Source organism: Streptomyces siamensis, assembly GCF_039543605.1.
GTDB classification, from domain to species: Bacteria; Actinomycetota; Actinomycetes; order Streptomycetales; family Streptomycetaceae; genus Streptomyces; species Streptomyces siamensis.
Window position 1 is genome coordinate 1 of record NZ_BAABKB010000001.1, and the last position, 19,008, is coordinate 19,008.

Genomic DNA, 19,008 nt, shown 5'->3' on the forward strand with positions numbered 1-19,008 from the left:
ATCTCCCGGTTCACAGCGTCCTCGCTGTGCGCCTACCAGGCAGTGCCCGGCAGGACTTTTTCAAAGGAACCTCGTCCCAGCCGAATAGCCGGAGACGGGGTATCAACATATCTGGCGTTGATTTTTGGCACGCTGTTGAGTTCTCAAGGAACGGACGCTTCCTTTGTACTCACCCGAGAGACTCTCTCAGGCTTTCCTCCGGGCAGTTTCCCTTCGGTCTTGCGTTTCCGACTCTATCAGATCTTTCCGATCCGATTTCCTCGGTGCTTTCCAGGTTCCCGCTCTCGCGTTTCCCTTTCCGGCGGTTCCGACTCTATCAGACTCTTTCGTGTCCGATTCCCTGTCGGCGGGGCTTGTCTTCGCGGCTGTTGGGCCGTTCCGACGAGTGAGACTTTAGCGGAATCGCGGCCCCCGAGCTAATCGGGGTCGCGCTCTTTCGAACGCGGATTCCTCATTTCGCAAACATGCATGAAAACGCGTCGACGACGAGGTCGTCGATCGTTGAGTGCTTGGTGCGGAATGGCTGTCCGGGGACCGACCGGAGTCGGCGCTCACGTCGGACAACTCGGAGAACACTACGGACGGGGCCAGGGTGTGTCAACTCGAGCCCGGACGGTGCCCTGGAGGCGTACGCTCGTCCCCATGACAACGCGTACGTGCACCCAGCTGTGGTGGGCCGCCTGACGGCGGCCGTACTCACGTATGTACTCAACGGCCGCCGCCTCGGCGGCCGTTCTTGTATCTCCCTCCTGGAGAGCCGGCCGGCGGGCGCGGCGGCCTCGACCAGGAGGTGGAGAGATGACGCGGATCTTCAGCGGGGTCAAGCCGACCGGGCATCTGACGCTGGGGAACTATCTGGGGGCCGTACGGCGCTGGGCCGACGTCGATCAGCACCGGGCCGACGCCCTGTTCTGCGTCGTCGACCTGCATGCGCTGACCGTGGACCACGATCCGGCGCGGGTGCGCAGGCTCAGCAGGCAGGCGGCGACGCTGTTGCTCGCGTCGGGGCTCGATCCGGACCTGTGCACCATGTTCGTGCAGAGCCATGTGGACGAGCACGCCCGGCTGTCGTACGTGCTGGAGTGCGTCGCGACCGACGGGGAGATGCGTCGGATGATCCAGTACAAGGAGAAGGCGTCGCGGGAGCGGGAGCGCGGCGGGAGCGTGCGGCTGTCGTTGCTGACGTATCCCGCGCTGATGGCGGCGGACATCCTGGCGTACGGAACCGACGAGGTGCCGGTCGGGGAGGACCAGACCCAGCACGTCGAGCTGACCCGGGATCTGGCGGTCCGCTTCAACCAGCGGTACGGCCACACGTTCGTGGTGCCGCGGGCCACCCGTCCGGAGGTCGCCGCACGGGTGATGAACCTCCAGGAGCCGACGTCGAAGATGGGGAAGAGCGACGACGTGGGACCGGGGGTCGTCTATCTGCTCGACGAGCCGGATGTCGTGCGGAAGAAGATCATGCGTGCCGTGACGGACAGCGGTCAGGACGTCGTGTACGACCGGGAGGCGCGGCCGGGGGTCTCGAATCTGCTGGAGATCCTCGCGGCCTGTGAGGGTGGGAACCCCGAGGCCTTGGCCGGTGTATATGAGTCGTACGGCGCTTTGAAAAAGGACACCGCCGAGGCCGTGGTCGAGGTCCTCAGGCCCGTACAGGAGAGGCACAAGCAGTTGTGCGCGGATCCTGCGTATGTGGAGGGGGTGCTCCGAAGTGGGGCGGAGAAGGCCAGGGGCATGGCGAGGCCGAGAGTCGATGCCGCTTATCGGGCGATCGGGCTGCTGCCGGCCGGCTGATGCGGTCCCGGGGGCGTCGACAGGGCTCGGCGGGGGCCGGGCACGAAGACGCGGGGGCCGGGCGGGCGGGGTCGGCCTGAGCTGAGGGACGGCGGGCCGGTCCAGGTCGGCCCGCCGTCTTCCCGCCGTGGCGCGGAGGCTGCCCGGTGTGCCGGGGCGGTGCCCGGACCCCCGAGCAGTCGGGAGCTGCTCGGCTAGTTGTTGCCCGAGGCCAGCTCGCGGCTGCGGTCGCGAGCCGCCTCCAGAGCGGCGATGAGTGCGGCGCGCACGCCGTGGTTCTCCAGCTCGCGGATCGCGTTGATCGTGGTGCCCGCGGGGGACGTGACGTTCTCGCGCAGCTTCACGGGGTGCTCCCCGCTGTCGCGGAGCATCACGGCGGCGCCGATCGCGGACTGGACGATCAGGTCGTGGGCCTTGTCGCGGGGCAGGCCCAGCAGGATGCCCGCGTCGGTCATGGCCTCGACCAGATAGAAGAAGTACGCCGGGCCGGAGCCGGACAGGGCGGTGCAGGCGTCCTGCTGGCTCTCGGGGACGCGGAGCGTCTTGCCGACCGCTCCGAAGATCTCCTCGGCGGTGGCGAGGTGGTCGGCGGTGGCGTGGCTGCCGGCGGAGATGACGGACATGGCCTCGTCGACGAGGGCGGGCGTGTTCGTCATGACGCGGACGACCGGGGTGCCTGTGGACAGGCGCTCCTCGAAGAAGGAGGTGGGGATGCCGGCCGCGCCGCTGATGACCAGGCGGTCGGCGGGGATGTGCGGGGCGAGTTCGTCGAGGAGGGTGCCCATGTCCTGTGGCTTGACCGTGAGGATCAGGGTGTCGGCGGTCTTCGCCGCTTCCGGGTTGGTGACCGGGGTGACTCCGTGGCGCTCCTGGAGCTCCCTGGCCCGCTCCGGGCGCCGGGCGGTGACCAGCAGGTCGGAGGGAGCCCAGCCCGCTCGGATCATTCCGCTGAGCAGGGCTTCGCCGATCTTGCCGGTGCCGAGGACTGCGACTTTCTGCGTCATGTGCGGGTGCCCTCCGGGGTGCGTCGTCCTGGGCTCATCCTCGCACTCAAGGGGGCGGACGGGTCGGTGTGTCCGGTGTGCGGACGGTGCGGGCCGTCAGACGGTGCGGCGCCGGAGCGTTGCGGCTCCGAGGGTGAGGACGAGCAGGGCGCACCCCGCGACGATCACGACGTCGCGGACGAAGTCGGCCGTCATGTCCGTGTGTTTGAGGACTTCGTTCATGCCGTCGACCGCGTAGGACATGGGCAGCACGTCGGAGATGGCTTCGAGGACGGGGTGCATGTTGGGGCGGGGTGTGAACAGGCCGCAGAGGAGGAGCTGGGGAAAGATCACGGCCGGCATGAACTGGACGGCCTGGAATTCGGAGGAGGCGAAGGCGGAGACGAAGAGACCCAGGGCGGTGCCGAGGAGCGCGTCGAGCAGGGCGACGAGCAGGAGGAGCCAGGGGGAGCCGGTCACGTCGAGACCGAGGAACCAGACGGCCAGGCCCGTGGCGAGGGCGGACTGGACGATGGCCAGGGCACCGAAGGCCAGGGCGTAGCCGGCGATCAGGTCGCCCTTGCCGAGGGGCATGGCGAGGAGTCGTTCGAGGGTGCCCGAGGTGCGTTCGCGGAGTGTGGCGATCGAGGTCACCAGGAACATCGTGATCAGCGGAAAGATCCCGAGGAGGGAGGCGCCGATGGAGTCGAAGGTGGCGGGGCTCCCGTCGAAGACGTAGCGCAGCAGGAAGAGCATCACGCACGGGATGAGGATCATCAGGGCGATGGTGCGCGGGTCGTGGTGGAGCTGGCGCAATACGCGGGTCGCCGTCGCGGTGGTGCGCGAGAGGTTGAGTGCGCTCGGGCGTGGTGCGGGGGCCGCCGACGTGCTGGTGCCGGGGCTCGCGGGTGACGTGCCGCTGGTGGTGCTGGTGGTGCTCATCGGGCGGTCTCCTTTCGGGTCGGGTCGCCGGTGCGGGAGTCGGTTCCCTGCCCGTCGCCCGTCGCGGACGCTTCGCCAGGCGCGGTCTTGGCGTCCGACGCGGTCTTGTCGTCCGAAGCCGACGTGGCGTCCGAAGCCGATGTGGCGTCCGGCGTCGGCTCGGCGTCCTTGGCCGGCTGGTTGCCGGCCGCTGTCGCCTCGTCGACCAGGCGGAGGAAGGCGGCTTCGACGGTGTCGGAGTCGAAGCGTGCGCGCAGGGCGTCGGGGGTGTCGTCGGCGAGGATCCGGCCCTCGCGCATCAGCAGGAGGCGGTGGCAGCGCTCGGCTTCGTCCATGACATGGGAGGAGACGAGCAGGGTCGCGTTCCGCTCCGCGGCGATGGTGTGGAAGAGGTTCCACAGGTCGCGGCGCAGGACGGGGTCGAGGCCCACGGTCGGTTCGTCGAGAACGAGGAGTTCGGGGGTGCCGAGGAGGGCGACCGCCAGGGAGACGCGGCTGCGCTGGCCGCCGGAGAGGTTGCCGGCGAGGGCGTCGGCGTGGGAGGTGAGGTCGACGTCGGCGATGGCCTGGGTGACGTCGGCGCGGCGACGTTCGGCGGCGGCGCGGCCGGGGTCGAGGATCGCGGCGAAGTAGGCGAGGTTCTGGCGCACGGTCAGGTCGTCGTAGACGGAGGGGGCCTGGGTGACGTAGCCGATGCGGGAGCGGAGTGCGGGGTCGCCGGCGGGGCGGCCGAGGACGTCGAGTGTGCCGGCGACCTTAGCCTGGGTGCCGACGATGGAGCGCATGAGTGTCGACTTGCCGCAGCCGGAGGGGCCGAGCAGTCCGGTGATCTGGCCACGGGGCACGGCGAATTCGAGTCCGCGGAGGACGGTGCGCGTTCCTCGGACGACGGTGAGTTCCTGGGCGCGGACAGCGGGCTGGTCACAGGGCGTGGAGGGGTCCGACGGGTCGGGCGGACGCGACCTAATAATCATCATGCGATGAATATTCCTCCTGCGTGACGTGTCGGTCAACCCCGGTCGCACGAGGCGGCGCAAGCGCGCGTCGGCGCGATCGGAAGGGAGCGCTCCGGGGATGCGCGGGACGGTGCGCTTCCGTGTCCACGTGGCTGTTCCGCGGAAGGGGTGCGCGATCAACGCCCCTTCCTGACAATGGATTTCAGTGCGCGGACATATGCCGCTGGGCGCCCGGACGACGGGTGCCGTGTGACTGTGTGACGCGCCGGCAGGTCCGCCGTGCCCTCCCCCGGCCCGGCGCCCACGCATCTCCCGCTCTTCGACCGGAGGTGCCGTTGTCATGCGTAAAGCCGATCTACTCGCGTCCCTCGTCGTGTTCCTCGTCGCGTTGCCCCTGTGCGTGGGGGTCGCCATGGCCTCCGGTGTGCCCGCCGAACTGGGGCTGGTCACCGGGATCGTCGGCGGGCTGGTGGCCGGGGCGTTGCCCGGGAGCAGCCTCCAGGTGAGCGGGCCCGCCGCCGGGTTGACCGTCCTGGTGTACGAGGCGGTGCGTGCGTACGGCGTGGAGGCGCTGGGCGTGCTGGTGCTCGCGGCCGGGCTGGTGCAGCTCGCGCTCGGAGTGCTGCGGCTCGGACGGTGGTTCCGGGCCGTGTCCGTGGCCGTGGTGCAGGGCATGCTCGCCGGGATCGGGCTCGTCCTGATCGCCGGCCAGGTGTACGCGATGGGTGACGCGACCGCGCCCGGCAGCGGGCTCGGGAAGATCGGCGGGCTGGTGTCGCTGGCGGGTGACGCGGACCCGGTGGCCCTGGCGGTCGGCGGCGCCACCGTGGCCGTACTCCTGCTGTGGCCGCGGTGGCGGCGAGGGGCACGCCTGGTGCCGGCGCCGCTCGTGGCGGTGGCACTCGCCTCGCTGGTGACCGGGCTGTTCGACCTGTCGGTGCGGCGCGTCGAGGTGCGCGGCCTGCTCGATGCCGTCCGTCCGCCGTCCGCCGACGATCTGGGACGGCTCACGGAAGTGGGCGTGATCGGGACGGTGTTGGCGTTCGCTCTGATCGCCTCGGCGGAGTCCCTGTTCAGCGCGGCGGCCGTGGACCGGCTGCACCGGGGTCCGCGCACCGACTACGACCGTGAATTGATCGCGCAGGGCGCGGGCAACACCGTGTGCGGCATGCTCGGGGCGCTGCCGATGACCGCGGTGATCGTGCGGAGCGCGGCGAACGTGCAGGCCGGGGCGCGGACCAAGGCCTCGCGGGTGCTGCACGGGGTGTGGCTGCTGCTCTTCACGGCCGTGGTGCCGGGCGTGCTCGGCGTGATCCCGGTGGCCGCGCTGGCCGGGCTGCTGGTGCACGCGGGCTGCAAGCTCGTGCCGGTGCGGGAGCTGCGGCCGCTGTGGCGGGCGCACCGGGGCGAACTGGTGGTGCTCACGGTGACAGCCGTGGCCATCGTGGTCGGGAACCTGTTCGAGGGCGTGCTGGCCGGGCTGGCGCTCGCGGTGGCGAAGACGGCGTGGGACATCAGCCATGTGCACGTGGAGACGGAGGACCACGGGGCCGCGGGCATCGTCGTACGGGTCGTCGGCAACGCCACCTTCCTGCGGCTGCCGAAGTTGCTGGACGCCTTGGAGGCGCTGCCTCACGACCGTGACGTACGGCTGGAGTTGGGCGGGCTCCGGCATGTGGACCACGCGTGTGCGGCGGCCCTGGAGGGCTGGGCCGCCGGGCGGGATCACGAGCGGGTCGCCACCAGCAGGTCCACGACGTAGGTCTCCTCCACGATTCCGTCCGGGAAGAGGGGCAGGAGGTGGTTGCGCTCCTCGGCGAGGAACGCCCGGGTGGCCTCCTCGCCGAGGACCAGGAACGCCGAGTGGCTGCCGAGATTGGCGAGATGCGTGTCGAGCGGGACGCGGCGGCTCCAGCGGACCTGGCGGCGATCGAAGTCCAGCCGTCGGCTCGGGTCGGCGGCGAGCGCGGCGGCGGCCCGGGCACCGCTGCCGCTCTTCTCCACGACCGGGTCGATGCCGAAGTGCCGCTGGACACGTTCGGCCTCCTCGGCGATCCACCGCACGTCCAGGGCGTCGGTGTTCCACCACAGGGCGAGGGCGCCGCCCGGACGCAGGACGCGCAGCGCCTCGGGCACCGAGTGGGCCGGGTCGGTCCAGTGCCAGGCCTGGGCGTAGGTGAGGAAATCGACGGAGGCGTCGGCCAGCGGCAGGGCATCGCCGGTGCCTCGGACGATGGGGACGCCGGGCAGGGTGCGGCGGAACTGCGCGGTCATGCCCTCGCCAGGCTCCACGGCGAGCACGTCCGCGCCCCGCGCGTGCAGGAGCGCCGTCGCGATGCCGGTGCCCGCACCCACGTCGACGACCCTCGCACCCGCGAGCGGGCGGGACGCCAGGTCCTCGATCGCGTCGAAGAGGGCCGGCGGGTAGGAGGGGCGGTTCGCGGCGTACTGGGCCGCGGCGGCGTTGAAGGAGTGGGCTCGGCTGGCGTGCGAGGACGCGGCGGCGGAAGCGGTCATGTGTCCATGGTGGCGGGTGGTGCGAGCCCGAGGCAGGGGGCCTCGGCGGGTGCCTCCGGCTGAGCGCCGCCGCCTGTCGTCCGGTACGTCTCCCGGGGGGACACCTCCGGGTTCCGGCTCGGTCCGCCGCAGCTGCGGACCGCCGCAGCTGCAGACCGCCGCGGCTGCGGACCACGCCCCGGCGGGCCTGACGCCCCAGCCCTTCGCCATCCCGGCATTGCGCCATCCCGGCACCCCGGCACCCCGGCACCCCGGCACCCCGGCATCACGCCATCCCGGCACCCCGGCACCCCGCCAGCCCGGCACCCCGGCATCACGCCATCCCGGCACCCCAGCACCCGGCGCCTCGGCGGCCCGGTATCTCGGCGGCTGCTCGGCCCTGCCCGCCGTCGGGCGGCCGATCCCGCGCCCAGGAGCACGCGCAGGAACCACGAACGAGGCCCGGCTCCCAGGGTGCCGGCCGCGATCCGAGGTCAGGAGTCAGGAGCGTCGGCTCCGCTTCTTCGACGGGTTGCCCGTACGGCGCTTGCTGCGCCGCTCGTACTGCTGCCGTGCCTCCTCGTACTCCTCGCGGTGCAGGCGCTCGCCCGGGGCCTCGGTGAGGGAGCGGAAGAAGTAGGCGAAGAGGGAGCCGATGAAGCCGATGGCCAGCAGACCGCGGAGCGAGGCCTGACGCTCGGCGTCGGGGCGCTTGGCGAACGAGTCCCAGGTGTGGCGGAACGCGAGCGCGCTGCACACCGCGAACATCACCACGACCAGCACGGTCACCGGCTTGCCGACGTCCGCGATGGCAAGGCCCTGGTAGGCGAATCGGAGCACGAAACAGGAGGCCACCGCGGCGGCCAGCGACCCCACGGCGACACCGACACGGCGGGCCGCGTAGCCGCCCTCGTGCGCCACCCAGGTCGTCCCGAAGAAACGCAGGGGCTCGGGCTGGGGGCCTGCCGGGGTGCCGGTCTCTGTCTCGTCGCTCACCCGACGATTATCGCTCCGGCGCTCCGCCGCGGGATTCCCGGCCGTCGTCGGACGACGGCCGGGACCGTCCTCGGTCAGGAGCAGCGCGGGGCGACGTATCCGTCGCTGCCGGTCTTCACGTACGCGTCCGCGACGAACTGCGCGTTGGCGATGTTGTCCCAGATCTTCGACGTCCCGTACGGGCCGGTGACCGTCTCGCCCGGGCACTGGCAGCGGATCGGGATGCTGGAGCCCGCCGGCAGGGTGCGGACGACGCTGTAGTGGGTGCCCGGGCCGCTGCGGACGTTGACGCTGTACCCCGGTGCGAGCGGGTACGTCCGCGCCGCCTCGGCGCTCAGTGTCCCGGCGCTCAGAGCCTCGGCGTCCGCCGTCTCCCCCGCGCCCGTGATCTCGATGTCCTCCGTGGCCATTCTGGCCTCCCCCCGTGAATGGTTCACGCCAAGTTCATGCTGAGCGCCGAGGCTAGCAAGCCGCCGAGGTTTCGCACGAAGCATCGACTAGGCTCTGCGCGTCGCGCGTGCGGACGAACACACGGGGGTGAGTGATGCCGCCACGGCGCAGCACCGGTACGGACCCGGAAGCGGAACATCCGCGGTACGCCGGGCAGTACCTGCTGGAGGCGGAACTCGGATCCGGTGGCATGGGCATCGTGCATCTCGCACGGTCCGCCTCCGGGCTACGACTCGCGGTCAAGGTCGTCCACGCCGAGTTCGCTCAAGACCCGGAATTCCGGGGGCGGTTCAGGCAGGAGGTCGCGGCGGCCCGACGGGTCAGCGGCGCCTTCACCGCGCCCGTGGTGGACGCCGACCCCGAGGCCGAACACCCGTGGATGGCCACCCTGTTCATCCCCGGGCCGACCCTTGCCGAGCATGTGAAACGGAACGGCGCGCTGCCGCCCGCCCGGCTGCGCCATCTGATGGCCGGGCTGGCCGAGGCGCTGCGCGACATCCACCGGGCAGGTGTCGTGCACCGCGACCTCAAGCCGAGCAACGTGCTGCTGGCGGGCGACGGTCCCAAGGTCATCGACTTCGGCATCTCCCGGCCCTCGGACAGCGAGTTGCGCACGGAGACCGGCAAGTTGATCGGCACGCCGCCGTTCATGGCTCCCGAGCAGTTCCGCAGGCCACGGCAGGTCGGGCCGGCCGCCGACGTGTTCGCGCTGGGCTCGGTGATCGTGCACGCGGCCACCGGGAGCGGGCCCTTCGACTCGGACAGTCCGTATCTCGTCGCGTATCAAGTCGTGCACGACGAGCCGGACTTGACAGGAGTGCCGGAGGACATCGCGGGTCTGGTCGCGCGGTGCCTCGCCAAGGAGCCCGAGGACCGGCCCACACCGGACGAGCTGATGACCGCGCTGCGTTCGGTGTCGGCCTCGTACGACACCCAGGCGTTCATACCCGAACAGCGCAGCCGGAACGGGGAATCGGCGCGGCCCGGGCAGGTGGAACGGGAGGACGCACCGTCCCCCTCGGCCGCCTCGCCGTGGACCGACCCGGCGGCCGACGACGAGAGTCCCGCATCCGGGAGCGGACCTGTGTCCGCCGCCCGGAGCGGTGCGCTGTCCGGAGCCGGGAGCGGTCCGGCGGCCGACGACGAGACGCACGCGCGCGGGAGCGGTCCGGCGCGTCCCGGGGCACCCGCTCCCGAGAACGGGCCCGCGCAGCACGGGACGTCGGGGACGCCCGGGACGTCGGGGACGGCTACAGACCCGGCCGCGCCGCGGTCGGCCCGGCGGCGTCTGCTCCTCGCCGTGGCGGCGGCCGGGCTCGCGGTCGCGGTGGCCGTCGGCACCACGGTCCTCCTCGCCGGATCGGACGACCCGGCACCGCAGAAGGAGGACACCGGGCAGCGGTCGGCGAGCGCCTTCCGCCCGTGGGAGATCGAGCTGACCGCACGGGGCGCCGAGGCCACCGGCCAGCCGCACTGCACGTACACACCGCACACCCTGTACTGCATCAGGCCCGGTGTGCTGGCCGCCGCCGTCGACGCGACGGACGGCCGGGTGCTGTGGTCCCGGGACGACACCGCCCGGCGAGGTACCGACGTCGCCCAGGAGCCTGTCCTCTCCGGCGGGCTCCTGCACGTCCTCAGCCGGGGCGGCAAGCAGCTGTCGGCGCTCGACCCGGCCACGGGCAGAACCCGCTGGAGCCGCGACGTCACCCGCTACGAGGGGCGCGTCGCGCACGCCGGTGGCGTCGTCCTGCTCACCGGCCCCGATTCCCGGGTCACCGCACTCGACGCGGCGACCGGGAAGGAGAAGTGGCAGCACACCCTCCCGGGGCAGACGATGCCGAGCTTCTCCTCGTACGGGGACGGAGTCGCCTACGCGGTGACGGCGGCCGGGAAGGAGACCCGGGTGGCCGCGGTCGACCCGCAGACCGGTGCCATGAGCTGGCAGCGGCACCTCGCCGGGACGCTGAGCGTCGTGGGCGCGCACGACGGGGCGGTGTGGTTCACCTCGACGGCCACCGACAGCTACACCGACGCCGTCGTCCGCTACGACGTCGCCCACCGCACGGCCGAGCGGGTCGCGCTGCGCTTCCCGCTGCCCGGCGCGCAGGCCGCCGTGGCGGGCGACACCGTCTATCTGCTGGCCGACGGCGGCGCGCTGGTGGCCGTCGACACCAGGACGTCGAAGCAGCTGTGGCGGGCGGAGACGTCCGTCAGCTGGGCGTCCGCGCCCGTCGTGGCCGGGAACCGGCTGTACCTGAGCGCCGTGGACGGCAGGCTCCTCGCGGTCGACACGGCGCGCGGCACCCTGCTCGGCCAGACGAAGGCGCGCCTGGGCGACCGGCGGGGCTCCCTCGTCAACGTGCTTCCCGCTCCGGTCGCCGCCCCGGGCAGGGTCTACGGGACCGCCCCGGACGGCTCACTGTTCGCGGTCGACGCCCGCGATCCGTCGGCGTGGTGAGGTACGGGCCCCGAGGTTCCGACGCGGCCACCTCGTGATGCCGGCACGCCCAGGCGTGAGGGGAAATGGTCGCGAAGGGGCCACCCGGGCGTGAGGGAAAGCGAAGGGGCCGCTCCTGATGGAGCGGCCCCTGGCACGGCTGTCGGTCCGGGCGGCCGTCGTGGCCGCCGGCCGGGCTCAGCCCAGCTTCGAGACGTCGCGCACCGCGCCCTTGTCCGCGCTGGTCGCCATCGCGGCGTAGGCGCGCAGGGCTGCGGAGACCTTGCGGTCGCGGTCGGCGGGGGCGTACACGCCGTTCTGGGCCTCGCGGCGGGCGTCCAGCTCCTCGTCCGCCACCAGCAGGTCGATCGTGCGGTTCGGGATGTCGATGCGGATGCGGTCGCCGTCACGCACCAGGGCGATGGTGCCGCCCGCGGCCGCCTCCGGGGAGGCGTGGCCGATGGACAGGCCCGAGGTGCCGCCGGAGAAGCGGCCGTCGGTGACCAGGGCGCACGCCTTGCCCAGGCCACGGCCCTTCAGGTACGAGGTCGGGTACAGCATCTCCTGCATGCCCGGGCCGCCCTTGGGGCCCTCGTAGCGGATGACGACGACGTCGCCCTCCTTGACCTGCTGGGTGAGGATCTTCTGGACGGCCTCCTCCTGCGACTCGCAGACGACCGCCGGGCCCTCGAAGGTCCAGATGGACTCGTCCACGCCGGCCGTCTTCACGACGCAGCCGTCGACGGCGAGGTTGCCCTTGAGGACCGCCAGGCCGCCGTCCTTGGAGTACGCGTGCTCGGCGGAGCGGATGCAGCCGCCCTCGGCGTCCTCGTCGAGGGCCTCCCAGCGCTCGGACTGGGAGAAGGCCTCGGCGGAGCGGACGCAGCCGGGGGCCGCGTGCCACATCTCGACCGCGTCGGCGGACGGGGAGCCGCCGCGCACGTCCCACGTCTTGAGCCAGTCGGCCAGGGACGGGCTGTGCACGGCGTGCACGTCCTCGTTCAGCAGGCCCGCGCGGTGCAGTTCGCCCAGCAGCGCGGGGATGCCGCCGGCGCGGTGCACGTCCTCCATGTAGTACGTGCGGTCCTTCGCCACGTTCGGGGCGACCTTGGCGAGGCAGGGCACACGGCGCGAGACCTCGTTGATCTCCTCCAGGCCGAAGGGGACGCCCGCCTCCTGCGCCGCCGCCAGCAGGTGCAGGATCGTGTTGGTCGAGCCGCCCATCGCGATGTCGAGGGCCATCGCGTTCTCGAAGGCCGCGAAGGTGGCGACGTTGCGGGGCAGGACGGTCTCGTCGTCCTGCTCGTAGTAGCGGCGGGTGATGTCCATGACCGTGCGGGCGGCGTTCTCGTACAGCGCCTTGCGGGCGGTGTGCGTGGCCAGGACCGAGCCGTTGCCCGGGAGGGAGAGGCCGATCGCCTCGGTCAGGCAGTTCATCGAGTTGGCGGTGAACATGCCGGAACACGAGCCGCAGGTCGGGCAGGCGTTCTCCTCGATGCGGAGGATGTCCTCGTCCGAGATCTTGTCGTTCACGGCGTCGGAGATCGCGTCGACCAGGTCGAGCGTGCGGACCGTGCCGTCGACGAGGGTCGCACGGCCGGACTCCATCGGGCCGCCGGAGACGAAGACCGTCGGGATGTTCAGCCGCAGGGCGGCGTTCAGCATGCCCGGGGTGATCTTGTCGCAGTTGGAGATGCAGATCAGCGCGTCGGCGCAGTGGGCCTCGACCATGTACTCGACGCTGTCGGCGATCAGGTCGCGGGAGGGCAGACTGTAGAGCATGCCGCCGTGGCCCATGGCGATGCCGTCGTCGACGGCGATCGTGTTGAACTCACGCGGGATGCCGCCCGCCTCCCTGATCGCCTCGCTGACGATCCGGCCGACCGGCTGGAGGTGGGTGTGGCCCGGCACGAACTCCGTGAAGGAGTTGGCGACCGCGATGATCGGCTTCCGCCCGATGTCCGCGCCCGGTACACCGGAGGCGCGCATAAGGGCGCGGGCGCCCGCCATGTTGCGGCCGTGGGTGACTGTGCGGGACCTCAGCTCGGGCATCGTCGCTCGCTCCTTCGGAGAGTTATGACTGGGTCGAGCGTACGCCGGTGCTCCAGGATCCGGACATGCGGTCCGAAATACGGGACGCACATCTCGGTCGTGGGCCGCACGCCGACCGACGGTTCCGGACATCGGCGTACGTCCAGTGGAACAGCGGTACGCCGCCCGGGGGGCCGATCGCTCAGGGGTTCGTCAAGTGTCCCTGGACCACCGGCGCCACCCGCGCCACGATCCGCTCCAGGTCGGCCGACGCCAGCGGCTCGATCTTGATCACGTAGCGCAGCATCGCGACGCCGACGAGCTGGGCGGCGGCGAGCTCGGCGCGCAGCTCGGCGTCGGGGAGGTCGAGCTGCTGGACGATGCGGCGCAGCAGCTGGGCGGCCACGAGACGGCGGAAGACGGCGGCGGCCGCTTCGTTGTTCACGGCGGAGCGCACGATCGCGAGGAGCGGGGTGCGGGTGGCCGGGTTCTCCCAGACACCGAACACGAAGCGGGTGAGTCGTTCGCCGACGCCTTCGAGGGGGCCGTCCTCGATGGCGGCCGGAGCGGCCAGGGCGGGTGCGAAGGCGACCTCGATGGCCGCCTCGAAGACCTGCTCCTTGGTACCGAAGTAGTGGTGCACGAGCGCGGAGTCCACCCCGGCGGCCTTCGCGATGCCCCGAACCGAGGCCTTCTCGTAGCCGCGCTCGGAGAACTCGGCCCGGGCCGCCTCCAGGATCTGGTCGCGGGTGGCGGGGGCCGCCTGGGTCTGCGTGCGGGAGGGGCGCCCCCGGCCGCGGCGGGGCGTGGCGTCCGTCACCGGCGGGGCACCTTCACGGCGGAGGCGAGGTGGAGCCGGGTGAAGGCCAGGGCCTCGGCCAGGTCGGCCTCGCGCTCGGCCCCGGACATCGCGCGGCGGGTGTTGACCTCGATGACCACATGGCCGTCGAACCCGGACAGCGCGAGGCGTTCGAGCAGCTCCGCGCAGGGCTGGGTGCCGCGACCCGGGACCAGGTGCTCGTCCTTGTTGGAGCCGTTGCCGTCGGCGAGGTGGACGTGGCCGAGGCGGTCGGCCATGCGGTCGATCATCTGCAGGGCGTCGGTACGGGCCGTCGCGGTGTGGCTGAGGTCGATCGTGAAGTGCCGGTAGTCGTCCTTCGTCACGTCCCACTCGGGGGCGTACGCGAGCATCTCGCGATCGCGGTAGCGCCAGGGGTACATGTTCTCGACGGCGAACCGTACGTCCGTCTCGTTCGCCATCCGCCAGATCCCGCTGACGAAGTCGCGCGCGTACTGGCGCTGCCAGCGGAACGGGGGGTGCACCACGACGGTCGACGCGCCCAGCTTCTCCGCCGCCGCGCGGGCGCGCTGGAGCTTGACCCACGGGTCGGTGGACCACACCCGCTGGGTGATCAGCAGGCAGGGGGCGTGTACGGCGAGGATCGGGATCTGGTGGTAGTCGCTGAGCCTGCGCAGTGCCTCGATGTCCTGGCTGACCGGGTCGGTCCACACCATGACCTCGACTCCGTCGTAGCCGAGGCGTGCGGCGATCTCGAAGGCCGTCGCCGTCGACTCCGGATACACGGAGGCCGTGGACAACGCGACCTTCGCATCCGGGATGCGTACGACTGGTTCTGCCACGAGGGACAGAGTACGGGTTGGGTTCGGCCCAGGGCCGTGGGTGGTGGGCTTCCGGCCGGGGGCGTCAGGGGCTGCGGCCCGCGGTCTTCCGGCCTTTTCGCGCCGGGGGTGGGCTCCGTCACGTGGTGGGGCTCTCGGTGGCGCGGGGTCGTTCTGTCCGGTTCTCGGGGTCCCGGCACACCCGCCCACACGGGTGGGCGCAGGTACGGACCACTCCACCCAGCCCCACCGGCCCGCACGGGTGGGCGCGGGCCAGGACCACCCCGCCCAGGGGCGCGGGGAACTGCGCGCCCAGACCCCACCGACCCGCGGTCGCGCCGCATCCGCCGTCCTGCCCTCGGTCGGGCGGTCGTGACCTGCGCCCACCCGCACAGGCCGGCTGCCGCTGGGTGCGCGGTTCCCCGCGCCCCTGGGCCGGCGGACTCGGACCCCGCTCACCCGCACAGGCCCGGGGCCACCTGGGGGGTTACTCCGAGGCCATGTGGTCCAGGCGGCGGAGGATGACGCCCTCGCGGAGGGCCCAGGGGCAGACCTCCAGGGTCTCGACGCCGAAGAGATCCATCGCGCCCTCGGCCACGAGCGCGCCCGCGAGGAGCTGGCCCGAGCGGCCGGGGGAGACGCCCGGGAGCTCCGCGCGCTCCTCCCCGGTCATCGAGGCGAGACGCGGCACCCAGTCCTCCAGGGCCCGCCGCTTCAGCTCGCGCTGGACGTAGAGGCCCTCCGTGGAGCGTGCGGCGCCGGCGATGCGGGCCAGCTGCTTGAACGTCTTGGAGGTGGCGACCACATGGTCGGGTGCGCCGAAGCGGCTGAACTCTCCGACCGTGCGGGCGATCTGCGCCCGCACATGGCGGCGCAGCGCCTTCACGTCGGCCGGATCGGCCGGGTCCGTGGGCAGCCAGCCGGCGGTGAGCCGTCCCGCGCCCAGCGGCAGGGACACCGCCGCGTCCGGCTCCTCGTCCATGCCGTACGCGATCTCCAGGGAGCCGCCGCCGATGTCGAGGACGAGGAGCTTGCCCGCGGACCAGCCGAACCAGCGGCGGGCGGCGAGGAAGGTGAGTCTGGCCTCCTCCTCGCCGGTGAGGACCTGGAGCTCGACGCCGGTCTCGGCCTGGACCCGGGCCAGGACGTCGTCGGCGTTGCGCGCCTCGCGGACCGCGGACGTGGCGAAGGGCAGCAGCGCCTCGACACCCTTGTCCTCGGCGGCCTCCAGCGCGTCCTGGACCGTTTCGACCAGTTTGTCGACACCCGCGGGGTCGATCGCCCCGCTCCCGTCGAGCAGTTGGGCGAGCCGCAGGTCGGCCTTGTGCGAGTGCGCGGGCAGCGGGCGGGCGCCGGGGTGGGCGTCCACCACCAGCAGATGCACCGTGTTCGAACCCACGTCGAGGACACCGAGTCTCATATACGGAACGCTACTGCCCCCACGGCCGTCGGCCGTCCCCGGAGCGGGCAGAAGCGACTTACCCTGGACGGGTGCCAAAGACGAAAAAGGCGAAGCCCGACAAATCAGCCAAGGGTTCTTCGCAGACGAAGGCGCCCAAGCCCAAGAAGTCCCCGACGAAGGACGCCGTGTCCGACGAGAAGGGACTCGACTTCGCTCGCGCATGGGTGGAATTTCCAGATCCCGCCGATGACGAGCAGGTCTTCCGGTGCGATCTGACATGGCTGACCTCTCGCTGGAACTGCATCTTCGGAAGTGGTTGCCAGGGCATCCAGGCGGGCCGCGCCGACGACGGCTGCTGCACGCTGGGGGCGCACTTCTCGGACGAGGACGACGAGAAGCGGGTGGCCGAGCACGTGGCGCGCCTCACGCCGGACATCTGGCAGCACCATGACGTGGGCACGAAGACCGGCTGGGTCTCCGAGGACGAGGACGGCGACCGCCAGACGCGCCCGTACCAGGGCTCGTGCATCTTCCAGAACCGTCCGGGCTTCGCGGGCGGCGCGGGCTGCTCGCTGCACATCCTCGCCCTGAAGGAGGGCCGGGAGCCGCTGGAGACCAAGCCGGACGTCTGCTGGCAGCTGCCGGTCCGCCGGACCTACGAGTGGATCGACCGGCCCGACGACACCCGGGTGCTCCAGGTCTCCATCGGCGAGTACGACCGCCGCGGCTGGGGCCCCGGCGGCCACGACCTGCACTGGTGGTGCACCTCGGCGACCTCCGCGCACGGCGCGGGCGACCCGGTGTACGTGTCCTACCGCCCGGAGCTGATCGAGCTCATGGGCAAGGAGGGGTACGACCGCCTCGTCGAGCTCTGCGAGGAGCGGCTGGCGTCGCAGCTGCCGCTGCTGGCACCGCACCCGGCGGACCCGACGCACTGAGACGGGGCACGGGGCGCGTCTACGCCCGCGGGCACGGCGGGCCGGGACGGCGGGGCCGAAGAGCGTCCACGCCCGGTGCGCCGGGCCCGGACGACGGCCCCGGGGCCGTATGGACACGTCGCCCTACGACGACGGGGTCGGCGCGCCGCTGTCGCTCGGCGGCGGCGTCGAGCCGCCCGGGTCCGACGGCGTCGGGTCGGTGGGCGTCGGGGAGGTCGTCGGGTCGGACGGCGTCGGCGACGGGTCGGGGTCGGACGGCGGCGGGGTCGAGCCGGGGCCGGTCGGGACCGGGTCGCTGGGCGTCGGCGCCGGGTCGTGGCCCCCGGGACCGGAGGGCCCCGCGTTGCCGTAGCCGGCGATCGTGACCACGGCACCCGCGGGGGCGACGGCCACCTGCGCGCTCCAGTGGCCGACCGGCTCCCGGAGATGATCGACGTACACCTTGACCGTCACCGACTCGCCCGGGTCGAGGGTCCCCGCGGACTGGCTCAGGTACAGCCACGAGGCTCCGGTGCGGGCGGACCAGTGGACCGGTGAACTCCCGGACGCGGTCAGCGTGACGAGGGTGGTGTCCCCACTGTTGCCCGCCGTCACGGCGAGCTGCCCGGCACCCTGCCCAGGAGTGCTTCCGGGGGCACTGACGACCTCCACGGAGACGTCCGGCGAGCGGCTGCCCTTGGTGAAGCGCGCGTCGGGCCGGGCGCTGGCGTTGCCCGCGTTCTCGTAGCCGCCCGACCCGTCGCCGTCCATGCCGTCGGGGCCGTGCGCCTCGCTCGCGGTGACCGGACGTCCGTCGGTCCCCTCACCGGTGAGGGGCGCGCCCCGGTAGGCCGCCCAGAGGGCGAGCACCGGTGCGGCGACGACGGTGGCGACGACCGTCGTCGTGACGGCACGCGCGCGGAGCCGGTCCCGGCGGGCCGCGTGGTCCTTGGGATCCATCGGGAAGCCGCGCCGGTCGAAGCGCGGCGCGCCGCTCCGCGCGCGCGGTGCGTGGGCCATCGCGGTGTGCAGCGCCCGGCGGGGCGCCTCCAGGACGGGCAGGGCGGCGGGGGTGACGCTGGTGCCGGGCCAGGCGCCGGGGACCGCGCGCTCGGCGGTGCGGCGGCAGCGGGGGCAGTCGTCGACGTGCCGGACCAGCTCGCAGCGCAGGGCGGCGCTCAGGACGAGCTGGTTGTCGCCGGTGAGGCGGGCGACGCCGGGGCAGGCGCCGGTCTCGACGACGGCGAGCGCGGCGCGGGTGCGTTCGACCTCGCAGGCGGCGGAGCCGAGCAGCTCGCGGGCGGCGGCGAGTTCCATGCCGAGGACGGCGGCGACCTCGTGGGCGGCGAGCTGATGACGCACGGCGAGTTCGAGCGCCTCGCGCTGCTCGGGAGTGGTGCCGGCGGCCTCCGGCCAGGCCAGCAGGGCGAGTTCGCGCTGGCGCCCTGCCCTGACCTCCTCGGACACGGTGCCGCCCAGCGCCTCGGCCGCGCGCCGGTCGGCGGCGTCCTGGTGCGACCGGTGGGCCGCGCGCCGCCCGGAGGCGTGCGCCGCCTGGCGTCTGCGCCGGGCTTCGGTGAGCTTGCGCAGACAGGACCAGCGGGCCAGCGCGTACAGCCAGGCGCGGCGGTCGGCCGCGGACTCGGGCCCGCGCGGGCCCCGGCGCTCGGCCAGCGCGAGGACGTCACCGAGGGCGGCGGTGGCCGAGTCGTGGTCGCACAGCACGCTCAGGCAGTAGGTGAACAGGCCGTCCAGGTACGGTTCGTAGCGCGCGGGAGGGCGCTGGGCCGGGGTGCGGGTGCTCGCGCCACGGGGCGCCGCCACCCGCTTGCGGGCGGGTCCATGCGCCCGGTGTGCGCCGGTGGTGTGCGTGGTGGTCTCCGGACTGCTGCTCATCACCCGTGCGACCGTAGGCGCCCCGAGGTGGCCCCTTCTTCCCCCTTGAGCACATTTAATCCGTACGGGTGAAACGATCCCT

The 19,008-nt window shown here is 72.5% G+C and carries 15 protein-coding genes; 4 read left to right on the forward strand and 11 right to left on the reverse strand.

The features are described from left to right. Positions 1–798 precede the first annotated feature (798 nt). Positions 799–1,797, forward strand: a complete 999-nt coding sequence (gene trpS, locus ABEB03_RS00005; RefSeq protein WP_345639531.1) for a tryptophan--tRNA ligase — start codon at positions 799–801, stop codon at positions 1,795–1,797. A 194-nt stretch (positions 1,798–1,991) separates the two neighbouring features. On the opposite strand, the gene proC is transcribed toward trpS, so the two are convergent. The 3 genes from proC to ABEB03_RS00020 form a co-directional block, all read right to left on the reverse strand. After that, entirely contained in the window at positions 1,992–2,801 is an 810-nt protein-coding gene (proC, locus tag ABEB03_RS00010) for a pyrroline-5-carboxylate reductase (RefSeq protein WP_345639532.1), read from the reverse strand. Between the two features lie 96 nt (positions 2,802–2,897). After that, positions 2,898–3,722 carry an ABC transporter permease gene (locus tag ABEB03_RS00015; RefSeq protein WP_345639533.1) on the reverse strand — a complete coding sequence of 275 codons (825 nt, stop codon included), beginning with the start codon at positions 3,720–3,722 and terminating at the stop codon, positions 2,898–2,900. Next, entirely contained in the window at positions 3,719–5,092 is a 1,374-nt protein-coding gene (locus ABEB03_RS00020) for an ABC transporter ATP-binding protein (RefSeq protein WP_425589154.1), read from the reverse strand. Before ABEB03_RS00020 ends, ABEB03_RS00015 begins: the two co-directional genes overlap by 4 nt. Here ABEB03_RS00020 and ABEB03_RS00025 point away from each other — a divergent pair. Beyond that, positions 5,019–6,440: a SulP family inorganic anion transporter gene (locus ABEB03_RS00025; protein ID WP_345639535.1), complete on the forward strand. Its 1,422-nt coding sequence runs from the start codon at positions 5,019–5,021 to the stop codon at positions 6,438–6,440. The genes ABEB03_RS00020 and ABEB03_RS00025 overlap by 74 nt on opposite strands. On the opposite strand, the gene ABEB03_RS00030 is transcribed toward ABEB03_RS00025, so the two are convergent. From ABEB03_RS00030 to ABEB03_RS00040, 3 genes are all read right to left on the reverse strand, one after another. After that, the gene (locus ABEB03_RS00030; RefSeq protein ID WP_345639536.1) at positions 6,404–7,195 is read right to left on the reverse strand and encodes a class I SAM-dependent methyltransferase; all 792 of its coding nucleotides are present in this window, start codon (positions 7,193–7,195) and stop codon (positions 6,404–6,406) included. The genes ABEB03_RS00025 and ABEB03_RS00030 overlap by 37 nt on opposite strands. A 480-nt stretch (positions 7,196–7,675) precedes the next feature. Continuing rightward, positions 7,676–8,170, reverse strand: a complete 495-nt coding sequence (locus ABEB03_RS00035) for an EamA/RhaT family transporter (RefSeq protein WP_345639537.1) — start codon at positions 8,168–8,170, stop codon at positions 7,676–7,678. 74 nt (positions 8,171–8,244) lie between these two features. Next, positions 8,245–8,580 (reverse strand): peptidase, encoded by a 336-nt coding sequence (locus ABEB03_RS00040; protein ID WP_345639538.1) that lies wholly within the window; start codon positions 8,578–8,580, stop codon positions 8,245–8,247. Positions 8,581–8,714: 134 nt separating this feature from the next. On the opposite strand from ABEB03_RS00040, the gene ABEB03_RS00045 reads away from it, so the two are divergent. Next, complete coding sequence (locus ABEB03_RS00045; protein WP_345639539.1) at positions 8,715–11,081, forward strand: protein kinase domain-containing protein; 2,367 nt, start codon at positions 8,715–8,717, stop codon at positions 11,079–11,081. A gap of 177 nt (positions 11,082–11,258) precedes the next feature. On the opposite strand, the gene ilvD is transcribed toward ABEB03_RS00045, so the two are convergent. The 4 genes from ilvD to ABEB03_RS00065 form a co-directional block, all read right to left on the reverse strand. Beyond that, on the reverse strand, positions 11,259–13,112 hold the full coding sequence (gene ilvD, locus ABEB03_RS00050) for a dihydroxy-acid dehydratase (RefSeq protein WP_345639540.1): 1,854 nt from the start codon (positions 13,110–13,112) through the stop codon (positions 11,259–11,261). Between the two features lie 181 nt (positions 13,113–13,293). Beyond that, positions 13,294–13,911 (reverse strand): TetR/AcrR family transcriptional regulator, encoded by a 618-nt coding sequence (locus ABEB03_RS00055; protein WP_345639541.1) that lies wholly within the window; start codon positions 13,909–13,911, stop codon positions 13,294–13,296. Next, positions 13,908–14,732 carry a sugar phosphate isomerase/epimerase family protein gene (locus tag ABEB03_RS00060; RefSeq protein WP_345639542.1) on the reverse strand — a complete coding sequence of 275 codons (825 nt, stop codon included), beginning with the start codon at positions 14,730–14,732 and terminating at the stop codon, positions 13,908–13,910. The genes ABEB03_RS00055 and ABEB03_RS00060 overlap by 4 nt, the downstream gene beginning before the upstream one ends. 466 nt (positions 14,733–15,198) lie before the next feature. Further along, positions 15,199–16,131 (reverse strand): Ppx/GppA family phosphatase, encoded by a 933-nt coding sequence (locus tag ABEB03_RS00065; RefSeq protein WP_345639543.1) that lies wholly within the window; start codon positions 16,129–16,131, stop codon positions 15,199–15,201. A 71-nt stretch (positions 16,132–16,202) separates the two neighbouring features. Between ABEB03_RS00065 and ABEB03_RS00070 the strand changes: the two genes are divergently transcribed. After that, complete coding sequence (locus ABEB03_RS00070; RefSeq protein ID WP_345639544.1) at positions 16,203–17,051, forward strand: hypothetical protein; 849 nt, start codon at positions 16,203–16,205, stop codon at positions 17,049–17,051. A 123-nt stretch (positions 17,052–17,174) separates the two neighbouring features. Here the strand turns inward: ABEB03_RS00070 and ABEB03_RS00075 are convergent, their stop codons facing one another. Beyond that, positions 17,175–18,929 carry a BACON domain-containing protein gene (locus ABEB03_RS00075; RefSeq protein WP_345639545.1) on the reverse strand — a complete coding sequence of 585 codons (1,755 nt, stop codon included), beginning with the start codon at positions 18,927–18,929 and terminating at the stop codon, positions 17,175–17,177. Between the last annotated feature and the right edge of the window lie 79 nt (positions 18,930–19,008).